At 74.2% G+C, this 17200-nt stretch carries 16 protein-coding genes; 8 read left to right on the forward strand and 8 right to left on the reverse strand.

Annotation, left to right across the window (positions count from 1 at the left end; translation table 11 throughout):
• Positions 1-113: 113 nt before the first annotated feature.
• Together ACOTKD_RS16045 and ACOTKD_RS16050 are read right to left on the reverse strand one after the other, a co-directional pair.
• Entirely contained in the window at positions 114-1514 is a 1401-nt protein-coding gene (locus ACOTKD_RS16045; RefSeq protein ID WP_424889616.1) for an alpha/beta fold hydrolase, read from the reverse strand.
• Between the two features lie 10 nt (positions 1515-1524).
• Positions 1525-1650, reverse strand: a complete 126-nt coding sequence (locus tag ACOTKD_RS16050; protein ID WP_424889617.1) for a hypothetical protein — start codon at positions 1648-1650, stop codon at positions 1525-1527.
• A gap of 24 nt (positions 1651-1674) precedes the next feature.
• On the opposite strand from ACOTKD_RS16050, the gene ACOTKD_RS16055 reads away from it, so the two are divergent.
• The 3 genes from ACOTKD_RS16055 to ACOTKD_RS16065 all read left to right on the forward strand — a co-directional run bounded on the left by ACOTKD_RS16055 (position 1675) and on the right by ACOTKD_RS16065 (position 5365).
• Positions 1675-3057, forward strand: coding sequence for a helix-turn-helix domain-containing protein (locus tag ACOTKD_RS16055; protein WP_424889618.1), 1383 nt, complete (start codon positions 1675-1677; stop codon positions 3055-3057).
• Positions 3058-3527: 470 nt separating this feature from the next.
• Entirely contained in the window at positions 3528-4229 is a 702-nt protein-coding gene (locus ACOTKD_RS16060; protein WP_424889619.1) for a response regulator, read from the forward strand.
• On the forward strand, positions 4226-5365 hold the full coding sequence (locus ACOTKD_RS16065; RefSeq protein ID WP_424889620.1) for a sensor histidine kinase: 1140 nt from the start codon (positions 4226-4228) through the stop codon (positions 5363-5365). The genes ACOTKD_RS16060 and ACOTKD_RS16065 overlap by 4 nt, the downstream gene beginning before the upstream one ends.
• 34 nt (positions 5366-5399) lie before the next feature.
• Here the strand turns inward: ACOTKD_RS16065 and ACOTKD_RS16070 are convergent, their stop codons facing one another.
• Positions 5400-5807 (reverse strand): STAS domain-containing protein, encoded by a 408-nt coding sequence (locus tag ACOTKD_RS16070; RefSeq protein WP_424889621.1) that lies wholly within the window; start codon positions 5805-5807, stop codon positions 5400-5402.
• 444 nt (positions 5808-6251) lie between these two features.
• Between ACOTKD_RS16070 and ACOTKD_RS16075 the strand changes: the two genes are divergently transcribed.
• From ACOTKD_RS16075 to ACOTKD_RS16090, 4 genes are all read left to right on the forward strand, one after another.
• Positions 6252-6818 (forward strand): sigma-70 family RNA polymerase sigma factor, encoded by a 567-nt coding sequence (locus ACOTKD_RS16075; RefSeq protein ID WP_424889622.1) that lies wholly within the window; start codon positions 6252-6254, stop codon positions 6816-6818.
• Entirely contained in the window at positions 6815-8113 is a 1299-nt protein-coding gene (locus tag ACOTKD_RS16080; RefSeq protein WP_424889623.1) for a maleylpyruvate isomerase N-terminal domain-containing protein, read from the forward strand. Before ACOTKD_RS16075 ends, ACOTKD_RS16080 begins: the two co-directional genes overlap by 4 nt.
• A gap of 391 nt (positions 8114-8504) precedes the next feature.
• Entirely contained in the window at positions 8505-8651 is a 147-nt protein-coding gene (locus tag ACOTKD_RS16085) for a hypothetical protein (RefSeq protein WP_424889624.1), read from the forward strand.
• Positions 8652-8718: 67 nt separating this feature from the next.
• Complete coding sequence (locus tag ACOTKD_RS16090; protein ID WP_424889625.1) at positions 8719-9570, forward strand: hypothetical protein; 852 nt, start codon at positions 8719-8721, stop codon at positions 9568-9570.
• Positions 9571-9600: 30 nt separating this feature from the next.
• Here the strand turns inward: ACOTKD_RS16090 and purU are convergent, their stop codons facing one another.
• The 4 genes from purU to ACOTKD_RS16110 all read right to left on the reverse strand — a co-directional run bounded on the left by purU (position 9601) and on the right by ACOTKD_RS16110 (position 14534).
• Positions 9601-10494 carry a formyltetrahydrofolate deformylase gene (gene purU / locus ACOTKD_RS16095; protein ID WP_424889626.1) on the reverse strand — a complete coding sequence of 298 codons (894 nt, stop codon included), beginning with the start codon at positions 10492-10494 and terminating at the stop codon, positions 9601-9603.
• A 61-nt stretch (positions 10495-10555) separates the two neighbouring features.
• Positions 10556-11050, reverse strand: coding sequence for an SCO4402 family protein (locus ACOTKD_RS16100; RefSeq protein ID WP_424889627.1), 495 nt, complete (start codon positions 11048-11050; stop codon positions 10556-10558).
• A 120-nt stretch (positions 11051-11170) separates the two neighbouring features.
• The gene (locus tag ACOTKD_RS16105) at positions 11171-12883 is read right to left on the reverse strand and encodes a hypothetical protein (protein WP_424889628.1); all 1713 of its coding nucleotides are present in this window, start codon (positions 12881-12883) and stop codon (positions 11171-11173) included.
• A 259-nt stretch (positions 12884-13142) separates the two neighbouring features.
• Entirely contained in the window at positions 13143-14534 is a 1392-nt protein-coding gene (locus ACOTKD_RS16110; protein ID WP_424889629.1) for a transcriptional regulator, read from the reverse strand.
• Positions 14535-14857: 323 nt separating this feature from the next.
• Here ACOTKD_RS16110 and ACOTKD_RS16115 point away from each other — a divergent pair, with 323 nt between their 5' ends.
• Positions 14858-15532: a bifunctional DNA primase/polymerase gene (locus ACOTKD_RS16115; protein WP_424889630.1), complete on the forward strand. Its 675-nt coding sequence runs from the start codon at positions 14858-14860 to the stop codon at positions 15530-15532.
• A gap of 99 nt (positions 15533-15631) precedes the next feature.
• Here ACOTKD_RS16115 and ACOTKD_RS16120 read toward each other — a convergent pair whose 3' ends face one another.
• A complete protein-coding gene (locus ACOTKD_RS16120) occupies positions 15632-17059 on the reverse strand; it encodes an FAD-dependent monooxygenase (RefSeq protein ID WP_424889631.1) in 1428 nt (475 codons plus the stop codon).
• Positions 17060-17200 lie beyond the last annotated feature (141 nt).

Raw genomic sequence — 17200 nt, forward strand, 5'->3', positions numbered from 1 at the left:
GCTTTAATGCGCGGCTCAACGTAGGGGCCCGGGAGGCGCCCGGCAATGGACGGGATCAACGAGCGCTTGGACTGAGGAGCGTCACGCCTCGTTCCGTACGAGCCGGGGAAAGCTCACGCCTCGTCCCGTACGAGCTTCAGCAGCCGGTCCAGTACGGCCCGGCCTCCCGCCCGTACCCCGTCGTGCTCGTACTCGTCCGTGACCCACGTCCGCAGCCCGCGGATCGCCCGGGCCGTGCGCAGGGAGTGTTCGGTGTCGACGTAGAGGTCGTCGTGGTAGACCGCCGCCGCGACCGGCACGGTGTTGCGGGCGAGCCGTCCGGCGTCGTACAGCGGTGTCCAGCCCTTGCGCTCGGCGAGGAGTTCGGCGGTGCGGCGCAGCGGGCGCAGGGCGGGGTGGGTGTGCAGCATCCAGGGGTGGACGGTCTCGCCGGTGAAGAGGAAGCGGCCGCCGTCGGCGCCGGGCCGGCCGGACCGGTCGAACTGCGGGAATTCCGCCCGTACGCGCTCGGCCGCCCAGTGCGTCGCCTCCCCGTCCTGGGCATATATGGCTTCGTGGAGCAGTGCGTAGAGCGGGCAGTGGGCGCGGGAGAGGATCGCCGCGACCTGTTCGCCGAACGCGTCGGAGAGGCGCGGCCCGTCGGCCGTGTCCGCGAAGGCGTCCTCCAGGAGGTAGTGGAGGCGGTGCGAGCCGTCGCCGGTGCCGAGGAGGATGCCCAGCTGCTGGAAGGCCTCGACGGTCAGGTGCGTGCCGTCGGTGAGGACTTCCTCGTGCTCGGCGAGGTGGGCGGCGATGCGGCGGGCGGCGGCCTCGTCGCCGGGGTAGCGGTCGTAGTGGGCGAGGGTCTTGCGCTCCATGCGCGGGTAGGCGGCGCGGTAGACGGTGTCCGCGTCGGCGTCGAGGCCGGGGAGGCCGCCGGTGATCAGCACTTCGGCGAGGCCCTCGGGCGCGTACGACAGGTAGGTGACCGCGCAGAAGCCGCCGAAGCTCTGCCCGAGCACGGTCCACGGCCGGCCGCCGGTGAGCTCGCGCCGGATGTGCTCGCAGTCGCGGACGATCGCGTCGGCGCGGAAGTGCGCGAGGTAGTCGGCCTGCTGGGCGGGGGTGCCGCGGAGCGGGAGGGTCTGGCGGGTGGCGGGGGTGGAGCGGCCGGTGCCGCGCTGGTCGAGGAGGAGGACGCGGTAGTCCTCCAGGGCGCGGTCGAGCCAGTTCTCGCGGCCCACGGGGCGGCCGGCGGGGAAGCCGGGGCCGCCCTGGAGGTAGACGAGCCAGGGCAGTTCGTCGTGCTCGCGGCCGGCCGCGACGACCTCGCGCGCGTAGACCCGTATGTGCTCGCCTGCGGGGTCGTCGTGGTCGAGCGGCACGTCGAAGTGGTGGTCGGTGAGGACCAGGCCGGGCTGGCGGTGCCGGCCGGTCACCGACGGTGCTGCCGCACCGGACGGTGCGGCGCCGAGCGCCCCTCCGCGCCTCTGTGCGCCCCCTGCGAGATCCTGCCCGGCGCGGGCATCCGGCATGGTTCCATCCTCACGTCGTCACGTAGTACCTGACATGCACGGCGAGGTGCACGGCGAAGCGCACGACGCGATGCACGGTGAAACGCACCGCGAACCGCACCGCGAAACGCGCGGCGAAGTGCACCGCGAAACGCACGGCGTAACCTACCGAGGGGCAGCAGTGGCCGAGAACAGCACCCACGGCATACGGGCGGACGGGCCCGCCGAGATCGGCCGGCGCGTGCTGCGGCTGCGGACGGCCAAGGGCCTCACCCAGCGCCAGCTGGCCGAGCCCGCCTACACCGCCGCCTACATCTCCACCCTGGAGGCGGGCCGCGTGCGGCCCTCGGAGACCGCCCTGCGCCACCTCGCCGACCGCCTCGGCACCACCGTGGACGAACTCGCCACCGGCCGCCCAGCCCACCTGGCGACCCGGCTGCGGATGCGGCTCACCGACGCCCGCCGCACCCTGGCCACCGGCGCCGCCGAGGACGCCGCCGTGCGCTACGCGGCGCTGTGCGACGAGGCGGCGCGCGCGGAGCTCACCGCCGAGCAGGCCGCCGCCCACCTCGGGCTCGGCGACTGCGCCCTGGAGACGGGCGAGCTGACCGAGGCCCGCGACCACTACGCCGCCGCCGAGGCCCTGCTCGCCGAGGAGCCGCTGCCGCGCCGCGTCCCCGCGCTGCGCGGCCGCGCCACGGCCCACCTCCTGGCGGGGGAACTGCGCTACGCCTGCTACCTGCTGGAGACCGCGCTGGACGAGCTGAACGCCTCCGGCCTGCACGACCCCGACGCGCTGCTGCTCCTCTACACCGCGTCCATCGCCCCGTACATGGACATGGGGGCGCACGCCCGCGCCGCGCACGCCGCCGAGCTGGCCCTGGCGCTGGCGCCCCAGGTGCACGACCCGGCGCTCGTCGCCGGCATGCACCGCGGCGTGGCCCGCACGCTGATCGCCGAGGGCCGCATCGCGGAGGCCGACGCCTCCCTCGCCAAGGCCCAGGAGCTCTACCAGCAGCTGCACATCCGCACCGAGCTCGCGCACTGCCACTGGATGCGCGGCTACGTCCGCGCGCAGAACGGCGACCTGGAGGGCGCCGAGAGCGAGCTGCGGACGGCGCGCGACATGCTGGCGTCGAAGCGGGCGCCGCTGTTCACCGTGCAGGTGGAGGTGGAGCTGGCCGACGTGCTGCGGCGGCGCGGCAAGACGGCCGAGGCGGAGGGGCTGCTGAGCCCGCTGCTGGCGCCGTCGGCCGCGGAGTCGGCGCTCGGCGCCGAGCGCGGCGCGGTCCACGCGGGCGGCGCGCACCGGCTGCTGGGGCTGATCGCGGAGGAGCGGGGGCTCACCGAGACGGCGGAGGAGCACTACTGCGCGGCGCTGTCGCTGCTGGAGCGGACGGGAGCCGCGGGGGACCTGGCGGACCTGTGCCGGCTGCTGGGGGACCTGCTGCGGCGGACGGGACGGGTCGAGGCGGCGCTGGACGCGTACCGCACGGGCCTCGGCCACCGGGCCGCGCCGGGAACGACGACGCTGGGACCGGCACCGGCGGCGCCGCCGATGTGACGACGGCGCCGCACGGCTCCGGGCCCCTGTGAACAAAGGCATTCCCCCGGCCGCGGGCCGCCGCTTGTGGGGGATGCGGCGGTCCGCGGCCGTGTGCCGCAACACCTCACTGCCGGTGGGTCAGTCCCGGCATGCTGCAGCACGAACAGCACTCTGCCGTCCGTACGCCCCGTACGGAATCCGCCGCGGGTCCCGGCTCGCCCCCGCCGATCGGAGGGGGTACCTCCGCCGATCGGGGGGACCGGGCGGAGAGCGGGCCGGGGGCGGCCGGGGGATCGCTGCGGGGCGGCCCGGCGGACCGTCCGGAGGGCGATCGGGCGGAGCGCCACGCTCCGTTTTCGGCGATGGTTGTCGGACCGGTACGGCAGGCTGGGGGGACGTGACCGGAACCGGACCCCCCTGAACAGGGTCTAGCCGGTCGTGAGCGCACAGAGCAGCGGCAGCGGTAGGCGTGGAAGAGGTAGCGGCAGGTGATCCGTGTTGCGGTGGTGGACGACGAGCAGCTCGTCCGGTCCGGGCTGCGGATGATCCTGGGCACGGCCCCGGACATCGAGGTGGTCGCCGACTGCGGCGGCGGCGAGGCCGTCGCGACCGTGCGCGACTGCGCCCCCGACGTCGTCCTGCTGGACATCCGGATGCCGGACGTCGACGGGCTGACCGTCCTGCGCGCGCTGCGCGACGCCCCGCACCCGCCCGCGGTCGCCATGCTCACGACCTTCGACGCCAACGAGTACCTGGCGGCGGCCCTGCGCGGCGGCGCGACCGGCTTCCTCCTCAAGGACACCGACCCGGAGCAGCTCGTCCAGGCCGTGCGGACCCTCGCGGCGGGCGGCAGCGTCCTCGACCCCGGCGTGACCCGCGCGGTGATCGGCGGCTACCTCGCTTCCGAGGCGGAGACCACGGCCGCGGAAGCGGTGTCGGTGCTCACCCCGCGCGAGCGGGAGGTGCTCGCGCACCTCGGCGCGGGCCTGGCCAACCCGCAGATCGCCGAGCGGATGGGGCTCGCGCCCAGCACGGTCAAGGACCACGTCCGCGCGGTGCTCGGCAAGCTCGGCGGGCTCAACCGCGTCCAGGCCGCGATCGTCGCCGACCGGGCGGGGCTCGTCACGGCGCAGGGCGAGCAGCGGCCGCAGGGCGAGGGCCCGGGGGCCGGCGAGGGCGGCGCCGCGTGACCACCGCCACGGGCCTGCGCCTGCTCCCCCCGCGCCTGCGCGCCGCCCTGCCGATCGTCGTCCCCGCGCTGATAGCGGCTCTCGACGCCCTTCTGGTCAACGGGCCGAAGCCCGGCCTGGACCTCGGGGTGTCGCTCGCGTCCGCGGTCGCGCTGCTGTGGCGCCGGCGCTTCCCGCTCACGGTCTTCGCGGTGACGCTGCCCGGCATCTACATCGGCTACATCTGGTTCGCCCCGATGATCGCGCTGTACACGGTGGCGACCCTGCGCACCGACCGGCGGCTCCTCGTGGGGGCGGCCGCGCTGCTCACCGCCGCGCACTTCCTGCCGTACCCGATCTCCCACCTCTCCTTCGCCGACCGGCGCGACGTGGCCCTCCAGTTCGTCGACGCGTGCGTCACCGCCGCCACGCCCGTCGCGCTCGGTCTGCTCACCCGCACCCGGCGCGAGCTCGGCGCCCGGCTGGACGAGCTGACGCGCAGCCGGGCGCGCGAGGACCGGCTGCTCGCCGACCAGGTCCTGGCCACCGAGCGCGCCCGGCTCGCCCGCGAGATGCACGACGTCGTCGCCCACCAGGTCAGCCTGATCAGCCTGCAGGCGGGCGCCGTGCAGATCAGCACGGGTGACGAGCAGGCGCGCGAAGGCGCCCGCAGGATCCGCGAACTGTCGGTGCGCACGCTGGAGGAGCTGCGGCACATGGTCGGCATCCTGCGCGCCGCCGGGGCCGACACCGAGGAGCTCACCCCGCAGCCGCGCCTCGCGGACCTGCCCCGGCTGATCGAGCTGAGCGCGCTCGACGTGACGTACGAGAACGCGTGCGATCCCGGGGCCGCGCGCTCCGAGGCCGTCGAGCGCGCGGCGTTCCGCACGGTGCAGGAAGCGCTGACCAACGCCCGCAAGCACGCGCCCGGTGCGCGGGTACGGGTGCGGCTGGCGGAGGACGCCGCGGAGACACTGCTGGTGGAGATCCGCAACGGACCGCCGGACGCGGCCGTACCGGCACCGGGGCTGCCCGGCGGCGGGCACGGGCTGGTGGGACTGCGCGAGCGGGCGCAGAGCCTGGGCGGAACCCTTGAGGCGCACGCGACGCGGGAGGGCGGCTTCGTCGTACGGGCCGGGTTCCCGCGCGAGGGCTGAGGAGGGACGTACGGGCGATGGGCCTGACCGCGGGTCAGGCGGACTGCGCGGGAAGGGTGCCGAGGGCGTCGCCGGTGCCGTCGCGCCCCTCGTGGGTGGCCGTGGCCAGGTCCGGGTAGATCTCGAAGAGGCGGCGCACCCCGAGTGCGCCGAGCACCCTGTTGACGTGGGAGCCGTCCGCCGCGCCGCCCTGCGGGGGCAGGATGAGTCTCAGGCGCCCCTGACAGGAGCGCATCAGGCGGCGGGCGGCGATGAGCACGCCGACGCCGCTGGAGTCGCAGAAGCGCACCTCGGCCAGGTCGAGCACGAGGCTGCGCCGTCCGTCGGCGACCGCGTCGTGCACGCGTTGCCGGACCACCGGCGACGTCACCAGGTCCATCTCGCCGGAGACGCGGAGGACGGCCCAGTCCCCGCGCTCGGCGTCCTTCACCTTCAACGTCACGCGCTCGAAGCCCCTTCGCTCGGTCTCTCGCTCCCCGGAACGGACCTTTCCGCAGCCGTGGCTGCCCGGCGTCTCCCCCGTCTCTCCCACGTGAAACACCGGTGGGACCGGATGTGCAGCACCGGCCCCCAACGAGCCTATGCCCAGCTCGAACCGTTAATCCCCAAAGTTCCGGTCACACCCGCATAACACATCGGCACATTCGCGCACGTACGATCCGTAACGATCGGCCAGATGTGCGGAAAGTGACCGCGGCAATACCATCCGGAGCGGCCCGGCGGGGCGATCTTCCCCGCAAAGGCGGCCGGACTGTCGGACCCGGCCACTACATTCGAGGAGTATGTGACCGTGGGCGCGAACGCGGTGCGACACGGCACCGCGCATGAGTGCGACGCACACACTCTCGGTGGATCGACGGACCGGCGGCGGACGGAGGGGGCAGCCATGGCGACCGACGGAGCACCACCCCGGTGGGACCGCAAGATGCAGCAGCGGCTCGCGCACGGCGAAGCGGCCGCCCTCGGCGAGCTCTACGACCGCTTCGCTTCTCTTGTGCACACCCTCGCCCACCGCGTCCTGGAGGACGAGGGCGCAGCCGACCGCGTCACGCGCGAGGTTTTCAGCCACGTCTGGGAGCACCCCGGCGACTTCGACCCCAAGGAGGGCTCGCTGCGCTCCTGGATCGCCGGACTCACCCACCATCAGGCGGTGGAGCGGCTGCGGCAGTCCCAGAGCGACGGGGCGGCCACGCCCGAGGAGATCGAGGAGAAGGTGCGGGCGGCGTCCGCCGCCGCCCGCGCCGACTACATCGTCACGTCCATGCCGGCCCCGCTGCGCGCCGCGCTCGACCTCGCCTACCTGCGCCGCCTCGACTACCGCCGGGCCGCGGCGCAGCTCGGCGTCACGGAGGACGAGGCGCGCCGCCGCCTGCGCCTCGGGCTGCAGCTGCTCTCCACCGCGCACCGCGGGCCGCGCGTCGTCGCGCCGCCGGCGCACGGAGGGGCGTTGTGAGCGAGGAATTCGGCCGGGGCGGAGCGGGCCCCCAAGACGGAAACGGCGCTTCCGGTCTGCCGCGGCCGCCGCGGATACCGCTGCCGCGGGCGGCGGCGGAGGACGGCCCCGGCTGGCCGGAATCCGCCCCCGCCCCGGCTCCCTCCCCTGCCCCCGCCTCACCCCCTGCTCCTGAAATGGCTCTGACGTCCGCAATGGCTCCGACGTCGCACAAGGTCCTCAAGTCCCTCCTCGGCGCGTGGGCCCTGGCCGCCTGCTCCCCCGAGGAGACCGCGGCCGTCGAGGCCCACCTGACCGACTGCGCCACCTGCGCGGACGAAGCCGTACGACTGCGCGAAGCCGTCGCCCTGCTCCACCCGGAGGACAACCTGGACCTCGACCCGCGGCTGCGCTCCCGCGTGCTCGCCTCCTGCCTGGGCCGCCGTCCGGCCCGCGTCCCCGTGCCCGCGTGGGCCGCCCCCTACGACGCGGAGACCGCCCGCCTCGACGCCCTCCTGCACGACATCGGCGAGGCGGAGTGGCAGGCGCCGGTACGGCTGCGGTGGTTCGACGGCGAGCGGCCCACGGGCCGGGACACCACGGTGGCCGCGGTCATCGGCCACCTCACGGCCGTCGACGGCCTCGTCGCGAGGACCCTGGGCCTGCCCGACCCGCTCGGAGACGCCACGGGCTCCCCCACCGAGCGCACGGAGGCCCTGTGGGCGGCACGCTCCACCATGCCGCCGGGCGCGGTGCGGGCCGAATGGCGGGAGCAGAGCCGCGCGCTGATACGAGGCGCGTCGTTCGCCGAGGAGGAGGCCGCCGAACTGGCCGTCCCGTACGGCCCGTCCGCCCTCCCCGTACGCGAAGCGTTCCTCGACCGCGCCTTCGAGTGCTGGATCCACGCGGAGGACATCGCCGACGCCGTCGACTACCCCTACCACCCGCCCTCCCCCGGCCACCTCCACGAACTGGTCGGCCTCGCGGCCCGCATGCTCCCGGCCGCCATCGCCGCCCGACGCCGCGCGGGCCTCGCCCCGCCGCCCCACGCCCTGGCCGTGGCGGGCGCGCCCGGACGCTCCCTCCACCTGGAGGTGGAAGGCAGCGGCGGCGGCCACTGGCACATCCCCCTCGACTCCCCGGCCGCGACGGCCCTTCCGGGAGCCGAGGTCGCCCACGTGGCCCTGGACGCCATGGAGTTCTGCCGCCTCGCCGCGGGCCACGTCCACCCGGAGGACGCGGCGGCGGGCCAGTCCGGGGACCGCGGGGCGATCCTGGACGCGTTGTACGCGACGGCTTCGCTGTCGCGGATGTAAGACAGGTACATATAAAGGCTGTGGCCCGCATCGCCGATGCGGGCCACAGGTGTTCGTGAGCGCTCGCGGCAACGGGCAGTCTCACATCCCAACTTCTGCTCCAGACCCGTCCGGACCAAGGGATGGCGCCTGCAGCTCAGTTGACGACGAGTCTCCCCCATCGGATGCCGGCGCAGGAAGGCCTTTCGCGTAAGCCCGGACGATCCCGGACAGCCGGTGAACAATCCGGGCCGTGAAATCACAGACCGCCGACCGGAAGCAGGTGAACAACCAGGTGACCGGAGTGGGTGTTGCTGCCTCCCGCGAGCTGCCAGAGTTTGAGGCACCGCGGCACGGGCGGCAACCCGTGCGTGCGGCCCAAATCCCGTCCGGACCAAGGGAAGTGATACCCGTGACCTATCCTCTGCCCGCCCGGTGGCCGATCGCCGTCGTCGTACTCGTGATCGTCCTCCTGGTCGCTCTCGGCCAGGACCCGACCGCCGCCCTCGCGGCCCTCGCCGCCGCGGCCACGGCCGTCCGCGCGCTCAAGCGCTCCTGACCCTGCCGGCCCCACGGCGGTGCCGCGCGACGCGGCACCGCCGTACCACCCGCAGCGGGAGGCGCGAGTGGCACGCCCCGAGAAACCCGTCGACCCCGCGGCGCCGTACGCGGCGTTCGCCCTGCACCTGAGGAAACAGCGAGCCGACGGCGGCTCGCCCACCTACGGCAGCCTCGCCCGGCGCACGGGCTATTCGGTGTCGGCCCTGTCCCAGGCAGCGGCCGGACGCAAGCTGCCCAGCCTGGATCTCACCCTGGCGTTCGCGGGGGCGTGCGGGGGCGAGCGGGCGCGCTGGGAGAGGCTGTGGAAGGCCGCTCGCGGTCAGGGCGACGCCCGTGGCGCGGCCGACCTGCCGCCGGAAGCCGGGGCACGGCCGGCGGAGCCACCGGTGCCGGCGTCCGCCGAGAACGCCCGCGACTTTGTGATCTGTTTGCGGGAGCTGAAGGCGTGGGCGGGGAATCCGTCGCTGTCCCGCATCGAGAAGGCTACGAGCGGAGCCGTACGGCGCAGCACGCTCAGCGACGCGCTGAATCCTGCTCGCCGCTCACTGCCGTCCCTGCGCACCATGACAGGGCTCGTCCTCATGCTTCTGGGCACGGCCCACGAGCAGGGCAGGATCAAGGAGGACGAACGCCGCAACGCTCTCAAGCAGTGGCAGGACCACTGGTGCCGGCTCTTTCTGGAGTCCCGCTCGGCACCGCCGGGTCCCGCCATGGCGACGAGCCACCCCGAACGGGTACTGCGTGTCGTCCGTGTCAGACGCGCCGCCAGGCCCGCCCCCGCCCCGAAGGACAACGTCGAGGCCCTCCGGGCGGCCATCGCCTCCCACAAAGCCCGCCTCGCCGAGCTGGAAGCGCAGCTGCAGAAGGCCGAAGCCGCCCGCGACCTGCGCCTCCTCGACCGGCGGCGCTCCGCCTGACACCGCACACGGAGCGCCGGGAGGGGGCCGTTACGCGAAGACGACCGTCCGGCGGCCGTTCAGCAGGACGCGGTGCTCGCTGTGCCACTTCACCGCGCGCGCGAGCGCCTGGCACTCCACGTCGCGGCCGACGGCGACCAGCTGCTCCGGGGTCACCTCGTGGCCCACGCGCTCGACCTCCTGCTCGATGATCGGGCCCTCGTCGAGGTCCGCGGTCACGTAGTGCGCCGTCGCACCGATCAGCTTCACGCCGCGGGCGTGCGCCTGGTGGTACGGCTTGGCGCCCTTGAAGCTCGGGAGGAAGGAGTGGTGGATGTTGATGATCTTCCCGGAGAGGACCTTGCAGAGGTCGTCCGAGAGGACCTGCATGTAGCGGGCGAGGACGACGAGCTCGACGTCCTCGGCCTGGACGAGCTCCAGGAGCTTCGCCTCCGCCTCCGCCTTGGTGTCCTTCGTGACCGGAATGTGGTGGAACGGGATCCCGTAGGAGCCGACGAGCTCGGCGAAGTCCGTGTGGTTGGAGACGACGGCGGCGATCTCCACCGGCAGGGCGCCGATCCGCGAGCGGAAGAGCAGGTCGTTCAGGCAGTGGCCGAACTTGGACACCATCAGGACGATGCGCATCTTCTCGTCGGCCCGGTGGATCTGCCAGTCCATCTGGAAGGAGTCGCCGATGGCGGCGAAGCTGGCCCGCAGCTTCTCCAGGGTGACGGGCGCCTCCGCGCCGAAGTGGACGCGCATGAAGAAGAGCCCGGTGTCGTGGTCACCGAACTGCTGGCTGTCCTCGATGTTGCACCCGGTCATGAAGAGGTAGCTGGACACCGCGTGGACGATGCCCTGCTTGTCGGGGCAGGAGAGGGTGAGGACGTACTGCTCGGGCTGCGCTGGGGCCCCTTCGGCGGCAGGGGACTGGGAGGCGTTCATAGCCCAATAGCCTCGCACACCTGCGGGGCCCCCCGAACCGCGCCGCGGTCGGGGCCGTGGCTCAGCGCGCCTGCGTCAGCCGCTCCAGCACCTCCAGCGGGCGCGGCGGGGCCTCCGGCTCGTCCCCGTCGTTCAGCGCGAGCCGTACATGCGCCTCCCGCGCGGCCAGGACCGCCTCCGGCCAGCCGTGGTGCTCCAGATACGCCGAGACCGGGGCGTCCGGCCCGACCTGGTGCATGATCCGCAGGACGCGCAGCACGGCGAGGTCGACGAGCGCGGCCTCGCCCGAGTCGCGGAAGATCGTCCCGATGTATTTCTCGGCCGACCAGTTGTCCAGCCAGGTGTCCTCGACGAGCCGGTAGACGGCGTCCGTCACGTCCCCGAAGCCCGCGTCGCCGGCGAGCCAGCGCTCGCGCTGGAAGACCGGGTCCGAGAGCATGTGCAGCGCCGAGCGCACCTGCGCACGCCAGCGCCACCACGGCATGTCATTGAGCGGCATGCCGTCCATGGTGGTCGAGCGGCGGCCGCGGCGGGAAGACTTCTCCGAACCCTGCATAGCAATCGATCGTACGTTCCCCCACTGACAGCCGCCCCGGCCCCCGGCGTTTTGCCCGGGTCAGAACGGACCAGACCGGACTAGAACGGATCAAAGCGGACCGGAGCGGATCAGACCGGATCAGAGCTGCGCCCACGAGTGCTGGGACAGTCCGTACTTCTTCGCGATGGGGTTCCACAGCTCCGCGGCCTGCTTCTTCGCGGTCGTGGCGTCGCCGCTGGCGCGGTCGCCCGCGGTGCTCTCGCCCGACGGGCGGGCGTGGCCCTTGATGCAGCCGTGCTTGCCGCCGACCTGGTCCGCCCACGCCGCGTAGTGGGTGTCGGCGGAGGCCGACGACTTCCACGCCTTGGTCAGCTGCGCCGAGAGCTCGGCGCTGTTGGGCAGCTTGTCGATCGCGGTCTTCTGGAGCCGGGTGACGAGGTCGTCACGCTGCTTGGCGGCGTCGCGCAGGTCGGACGCGGACTTGCCCAGGTCCTTGCAGTCCCGGGTCGAGTCGACGGCCTTGATCACGGCGTCGCGGCTGTTGTTGCTGTCCTTCAGCAGGGCGTCCAGGGCCTTGGCCTGGGCGGCCGCCGGATCCGCCGGGTCGGCCGACGGCTCCTTCTTGCCGCCGTCGCCTTCGCTCGGCGCGTCACCGGGCGTGGCGGAGCTGACGGCGGTGTTCTGCGGGGTGTCCTTCTTCTCGTCTCCCCCGCCGCTGAGCAGCGCCCCGGCGGCGAGCCCCGCGACGGCGCAGCCGGCGACGACGATGCCGACGATGGCCGCGGTGGGCAGCTTCCGCCGGGGAGGCGGGGAGGCGGGGGCGGGCTGCGGGGGCGCCGCGTGCGGGGCACGCGGCGGGGGTATGTGGCCGGGGGCGGCTCCGGCCGCACCGTGGGGCCCGGCGGAAGCGGGACCGGGCGCGGAGGCGGAAGCCGCGGCGGAGGCGGCGGAGGCGCGGAACAGCCCGTCGAACTCGGAGGGCGGCGGCCGCTCCCCCTGCGCGGGGCCGGCGCCGAGCGGCGGCTGGTACGGGGGCGGCGGGGCGGCGGCGCCCCCTGCAGGACCGCCCCCGACGGGACCGCCTGCGGCGACGGGCGGCATGTACTGCGTTGCCGCGGCCGAGGCGTCCCCGGCAGGGCCACCACCAGGGCCGCCACCCACGGGCGGGAGGTACTGCGTAGCCGCAGCCGAGGCGTCCCCGGAAGACGCGCCTCCGCCCACAGGCGGCAGGTACTGCGTGGCAGCGGCCGGGTCCCCTCCCGAGGGGCCCCCGCCGCCGACCGGAGCACCGGCCGGAGGCAGGTACTGCGTAGCGGCGGAAGCATCGCCGGAAGGCGCGGCGCCCCCGCGCACGGGCGGCATGTACTGCGTAGCCGCGGCGGAGGCGTCCCCGGAGGGCGCGCCGCCACCGACGGGCGGCAGGTACTGCGTGGCAGCCGCAGAATCGTCACCGCTCAGGGGCGGCAGGTACTGCGTGGCGGATTCCGCGGAGGCGGCCGGAGCCGCCGGGGCGTCACCGGCCCCCCGCGCGGCACCCTGCGTACCGCCGCCCCGGCCCGCGCCGCCCTGGGCGTAGGGAGCCGGCGGCTGCGGTGCGCCCGGAAGCGGGCCGGAAGCGACCGGAGGCAAGTACTGGGTGGCCTCGGAGGAGGGGTCGGGAGCGGCCGCGGCGGGGGCGGTGCCCAGGACCGGCGGCATGTACTGCGTGGCTTCGGAGTCGCCGGGGCCCGCGGGACCGCCCGGCGGCATCTCGGGCGGCAGGGGGGCGCGCTGCGCGTCGGGCCCCCACGGCTCGCCCCAGGGCCGGCCGGCGGCCGGCTGAGGCGCGTTGCCCTGTCCGCTCTGCGTCACCGGGACTCCTCAAGCTGTACGGCAACTTATCGATAGCGCGGCCACGCTACCGGGTCACCGCACGGCCGGGCCATGCGGCCGCCCGCGGGGTCCTGAACGGCGGACCTTCACCAGGCGGCTCGCACAGCACCGCCGCCGGGGCGATGCCGCCGTCGCCGCGGAAGAACAGCCCGCCGCAACGGCGCGGACCCGCAACGGCGAGTCCGGCGGATGACGTGGCAACCCGGAAGCGGCTCGCCCCGTCATCCGCCGGGAGGGCCTACGCCGCCTGCACCTCCAGCCGGGCCCCGAACTCCCGCACGACCGGCTCCTCCCGGTACGGAGCCAGCCGCTGCTGGAAGTCCTCCAGGTACTCCGCGCCCCGGTTGGACCTCAGCGTGCCCAGCAGGTCCAGCGCCCGGACGCCCGTTGCGCACGCCTCGTCGACGTCCCGCTGCTGGACCTGCGCCGTGGCCAGCAGCAGCATGCCGATGGCGCGCCTGCGCACCTTGCCCTCCGCGTGCCCGGCGATGGCGTCCTCCGCGTGCCGGCGGGCCTGCTCGGCCTGGCCGAGGTCGCGGTGGCAGTGCGCCAGCTCGTCCGCCAGGTAGGCGTGGTCGAAGTGCCGGATCCAGGCGGGGTCGTCACCGGTCTCCGCCGGCGCGTCACCGGCCTGTTCGAGCTTGGTGACGGCCTTGGCCGCCACGCTCTGGCAGGCCCGGGAGTCGCCGAGCAGCGCGTGCCCCCGCGCCTCGGCGGCGTAGAACATGGCCTCGGCCCGCGGCGTGACGTGCCCCCGCGCGCCTTCCTGCGCGGCTTTGGCCAACTGGGCGATCTCCCTCGGGTTTCCCAGCGAGGCCGCCAGGTGACTCATGCTGGCGGCCAGCACGTACCCCCCGTACCCACGGTCCCCCGCAGCCTGGGCGAGACGCAGTGCCTGGATGTAGTACCGCTGGGCAAGGCCGGGCTGGCCGGTGTCGACGGCCATATAGCCGGCGAGTTCGGTCAACCGTGCGACGGCGGCGAACAGTTCGCGCCCCACGGACTCCCGGTAGGAACCGGCGAGCAGCCCGGAGACGACGCTGTTCAGGTAGTGCACGACGACGGGCCGGACGTGCCCGCTGCCGTACCGGTGGTCAAGTTCGACCAGTGCCTCGGTCGTGGCCCGTACGGCATCGACGTCCGAAGCCCCGACCCGCGCGCCCGCGTTGCGCGCGACCTGCGGATCGGCCCCGGTGATGAGCCAGTCACGGCTCGGTTCGACGAGCGCGGACGAGGCGACGGACGTCCCGCTGAGGAAGTCCCGGCGCCCGACGTCGCTCCGCCACAGCTCACACACCTGCTCGATCGCGCCGAGGACGGTGGGCGAGAACTGCAGGCCGACCCCGGAGGCGAGGTTCTTGCCGTTCGCCATGCCGATCTCGTCGATGGTGACGGTGCGCCCGAGCTTGCGGCCGAGCGCTTCGGCGATGATGGCGGGGGCCCGCCCGCGCGGCTGCTGGCCGCGCAGCCAACGGGCTACGGACGTTTTGTCGTAGCGCAGGTCGAGCCCGTGCTCGGCACCGCACATATTGACGCGCCGGGCGAGGCCGGCGTTGGAACAGGCGGCTTCCTGAATGAGCGCCTGCAGCCGTTCGTTCGGCTGCCGCGCCACGAGTGGCCGTGCGGCCATGCTGTACCCCCTGGGACTGCTAAGCGTTCGCGGCGCGGTCCGCCGCGGAATGCGGAGAAGCTGAGACAGCTGACTGCGTCTTCCCCTGTGATCTTTGCCCCCTGAATGTCCGGAGAATGCGGACTTAACGGTAATGACAGCAAAGGCGGCAATGGCCAGACATTTACGGTCTCGCCCCGTCGCCGCACAGGTGGCTACCCAGCCTCGGCGGCCAACCCGCGTCTGCGCCCCCGTACATGCATCCGTGCGCCCCACGTGCATGTCCTGGCACCGCCCACAAGCGTGAGCCTGAGCCGTAACCCCTCGTGACAGGGGGAGTTGTGATGGGCGTGGAAGAGACCATCGCAGTAGGAGCCCCGCACCTCCCCCAACAGCGCAGCGAGCAACTGCTGGACGCCGCTGTCAGGTACGCGGAGGAGCGGCACTGGGACGTATTCGGCGGTACGTGGCTGAAGGTGGAGGAGGGGCGGGAGTACTGCTCGTGCGGTGATCTCGGCTGCCCCGCCCCCGGTGCGCACCCGGACCGCCCGGACTGGGCCACGCAGGCCACCGGCAGCGCGGTCGCCATCCGCCGCATGTGGGAGAAGCAGCCCGGCGCTTCGGTCCTGCTTCCGACGGGCCGCACGTTCGACGCGCTGGACGTCCCGGAGACGGCGGGCTGCCTGGCGCTGGCCCGGATGGAGCGGATGAACATCCAGCTGGGGCCGATCACGTGCACCCCGTTCCGCCGGATGCTGTTCTTCGTGCTGCCGGGCGGGGCGCTGAAGGTGGGGGACGCCGCCCGGAAGCTGGGCTGGCACCCGACGTCGCTGGATCTGATCGCGCGCGGCGAGGGCGACTACGTGGTCGCGCCGCCCACCCGCGTGGGGACGCGCGGTTCGGTGCAGTGGGCGCGCCAGCCCACGGTCGCCAACCGCTGGCTGCCGGACGCGGACGAGCTGGTGAGCGCGCTCGCCTACGCGTGCGGGCGGGATGCGGCGGACGCCCGCCGCAGGTGAGGCGCGCTGCGGCGGGTGCCGCACACGGCGACGGGGTGGGACGGAGCCTGGATCCGGTCCGGGGCCGGGACCGGATCCAGGACCGGCCCCGGTCCCGGATCAGCCGAGATCGCGGGCTTCGGCCACGTACCCGTCGGGCCGTACGAGGAGGGTCGTGCGACGGGCGTCGGCGCGGGTGACCGCGGTGACGCCCGTCTCCTGCCGTGGCGGTGCGCCCGTCCCGCGCGGCAGCACGCGCACGTGCGTACCGGCGCGCAGCGCCTCGTACAGGCGGGTGGGTCCGCCGGCGCGCTCCGCGAGCGGCAGGTCGGGTGCGCGGCGCCCGGTCAGCGGGTGGGCTCCGGGCGGGGCGGGGTAGCGGATGCCGATCCCGGAGACCACGAGGGCGCCGCGGTCCGCGGTGAACGGGAGGGACACGGCGGCCACGGCGGCGGCGTCGCGCAGACGGCGGGTGACGGGCGAGGTGAGCAGGACGCCCCGCACGATGGCGCCGCTGACGCGGAGCACCAGCTTGCCCACGGGATGGCGCTCGTCGTGGTAGCTGTCGAGCAGGGATTCCGGTGCCGTCCCCTTGAGGACGGCGGCGAGCTTCCAGGAGAGGTTGGCGGCGTCCTGCAGGCCGGTGTTCATGCCGAGCCCGCCGGCGGGCGAGTGGACGTGGGCGGCGTCGCCGGCGAGGAGGACGCGGCCCGCGCGGTAGCGCGGCACCTGCCGCTCGTCGCTGTGGAAGCGCGAGGTCCAGCGGGGGTCGTGCATGCCGTAGTCGGTGCCGAAGGCGGCGCGGGCGACGGCCTTGAGCTCCTCGAAGTCGACGGGGGCGGTGGACGGCAGGTCCGAGCCGTGCACCCAGGCGATGGCGCGGTAGTAGCCGTCGCCGAAGGGCACCAGGAAGCAGAAGCCTTCGCCGGAGCTCCGGAAGGCCGGCAGCCCGGGGGGCTCGGTGGCGAGGCGCACGTCGGCGAGCATGACGGACCGGAGCACGGACTTCCCGGGGAAGGGGAGGCCGAGCGCCTCGCGGACGGCGCTGCGGACGCCGTCGGCGCCCCCGGCGGAGGCGGCCCCCAGGGGCTCGGTGGCGCCGTCCGCGGTGCGGAGGTCGACGTCGACGCCGTCCGCGTCCTGGCGCAGCCCGGTGACCTCCGCCCCGCGCCGCAGCACGGCCCCGGCCTTCAGGGCCCGCTCCTCCAGCACCCGCTCCGTCTCGTACTGCGGCGTGAGCAGGACGCCGGGGAAGCGGCTGGGCAGCCGGGACAGGTCGAGGCCCCCGCGGCCGAAGAACCGCACGCCCGGCATGAAGCTCCCGGTGGTGATCAGGGCCTCGGCGATGCCGCGGGCGTCGAAGGTCTCCAGCGTGCGTGCGTGCACGGCGAAGGCCCGCGTCAGGTTCGACTCCTGAGCCCGCTTCTCCACCAGCGTCACCCGCACGCCGGCGGCGGCGAGATCCCCGGCGAGCAGCAGTCCGGTGGGTCCGGCGCCGACGACGAGGACGTCGGCAGGGGCGGCCTGGGAGGAGAGCGGGGAGGACATGACGGCACCTCGGATGGCTCGTGCGGGCATCTGGCCTTACCGCCAGTGCACACCCGCGCCCGAGATATGTCAACGCTTGTTGAATTAATGTGCAGCCTCCGTGCGGGGCACGGCGGTGCAGCCCCCGTGCGGGGCGCGGCG

Origin of the sequence: Streptomyces sp. XH2 (genome assembly GCF_049725035.1) — a bacterium.
In the GTDB taxonomy this organism is placed as follows: Bacteria; Actinomycetota; Actinomycetes; order Streptomycetales; family Streptomycetaceae; genus Streptomyces; species Streptomyces roseoverticillatus.

Excerpts from the sequence above, each read along its gene's own strand:
- ACOTKD_RS16120 (WP_424889631.1), bottom strand. The coding sequence starts at position 17,059 with ATGTCCTCCCCGCTCTCCTCCCAGGCCGCCCCTGCCGACGTCCTCGTC.
- ACOTKD_RS16075 (WP_424889622.1), top strand. The coding sequence starts at position 6,252 with ATGGCGACCGACGGAGCACCACCCCGGTGGGACCGCAAGATGCAGCAG.
- ACOTKD_RS16115 (WP_424889630.1), top strand. The coding sequence starts at position 14,858 with ATGGGCGTGGAAGAGACCATCGCAGTAGGAGCCCCGCACCTCCCCCAA.
- ACOTKD_RS16110 (WP_424889629.1), bottom strand. The coding sequence starts at position 14,534 with ATGGCCGCACGGCCACTCGTGGCGCGGCAGCCGAACGAACGGCTGCAG.
- purU (WP_424889626.1), bottom strand. The coding sequence starts at position 10,494 with ATGAACGCCTCCCAGTCCCCTGCCGCCGAAGGGGCCCCAGCGCAGCCC.
- ACOTKD_RS16100 (WP_424889627.1), bottom strand. The coding sequence starts at position 11,050 with ATGCAGGGTTCGGAGAAGTCTTCCCGCCGCGGCCGCCGCTCGACCACC.
- ACOTKD_RS16045 (WP_424889616.1), bottom strand. The coding sequence starts at position 1,514 with ATGCCGGATGCCCGCGCCGGGCAGGATCTCGCAGGGGGCGCACAGAGG.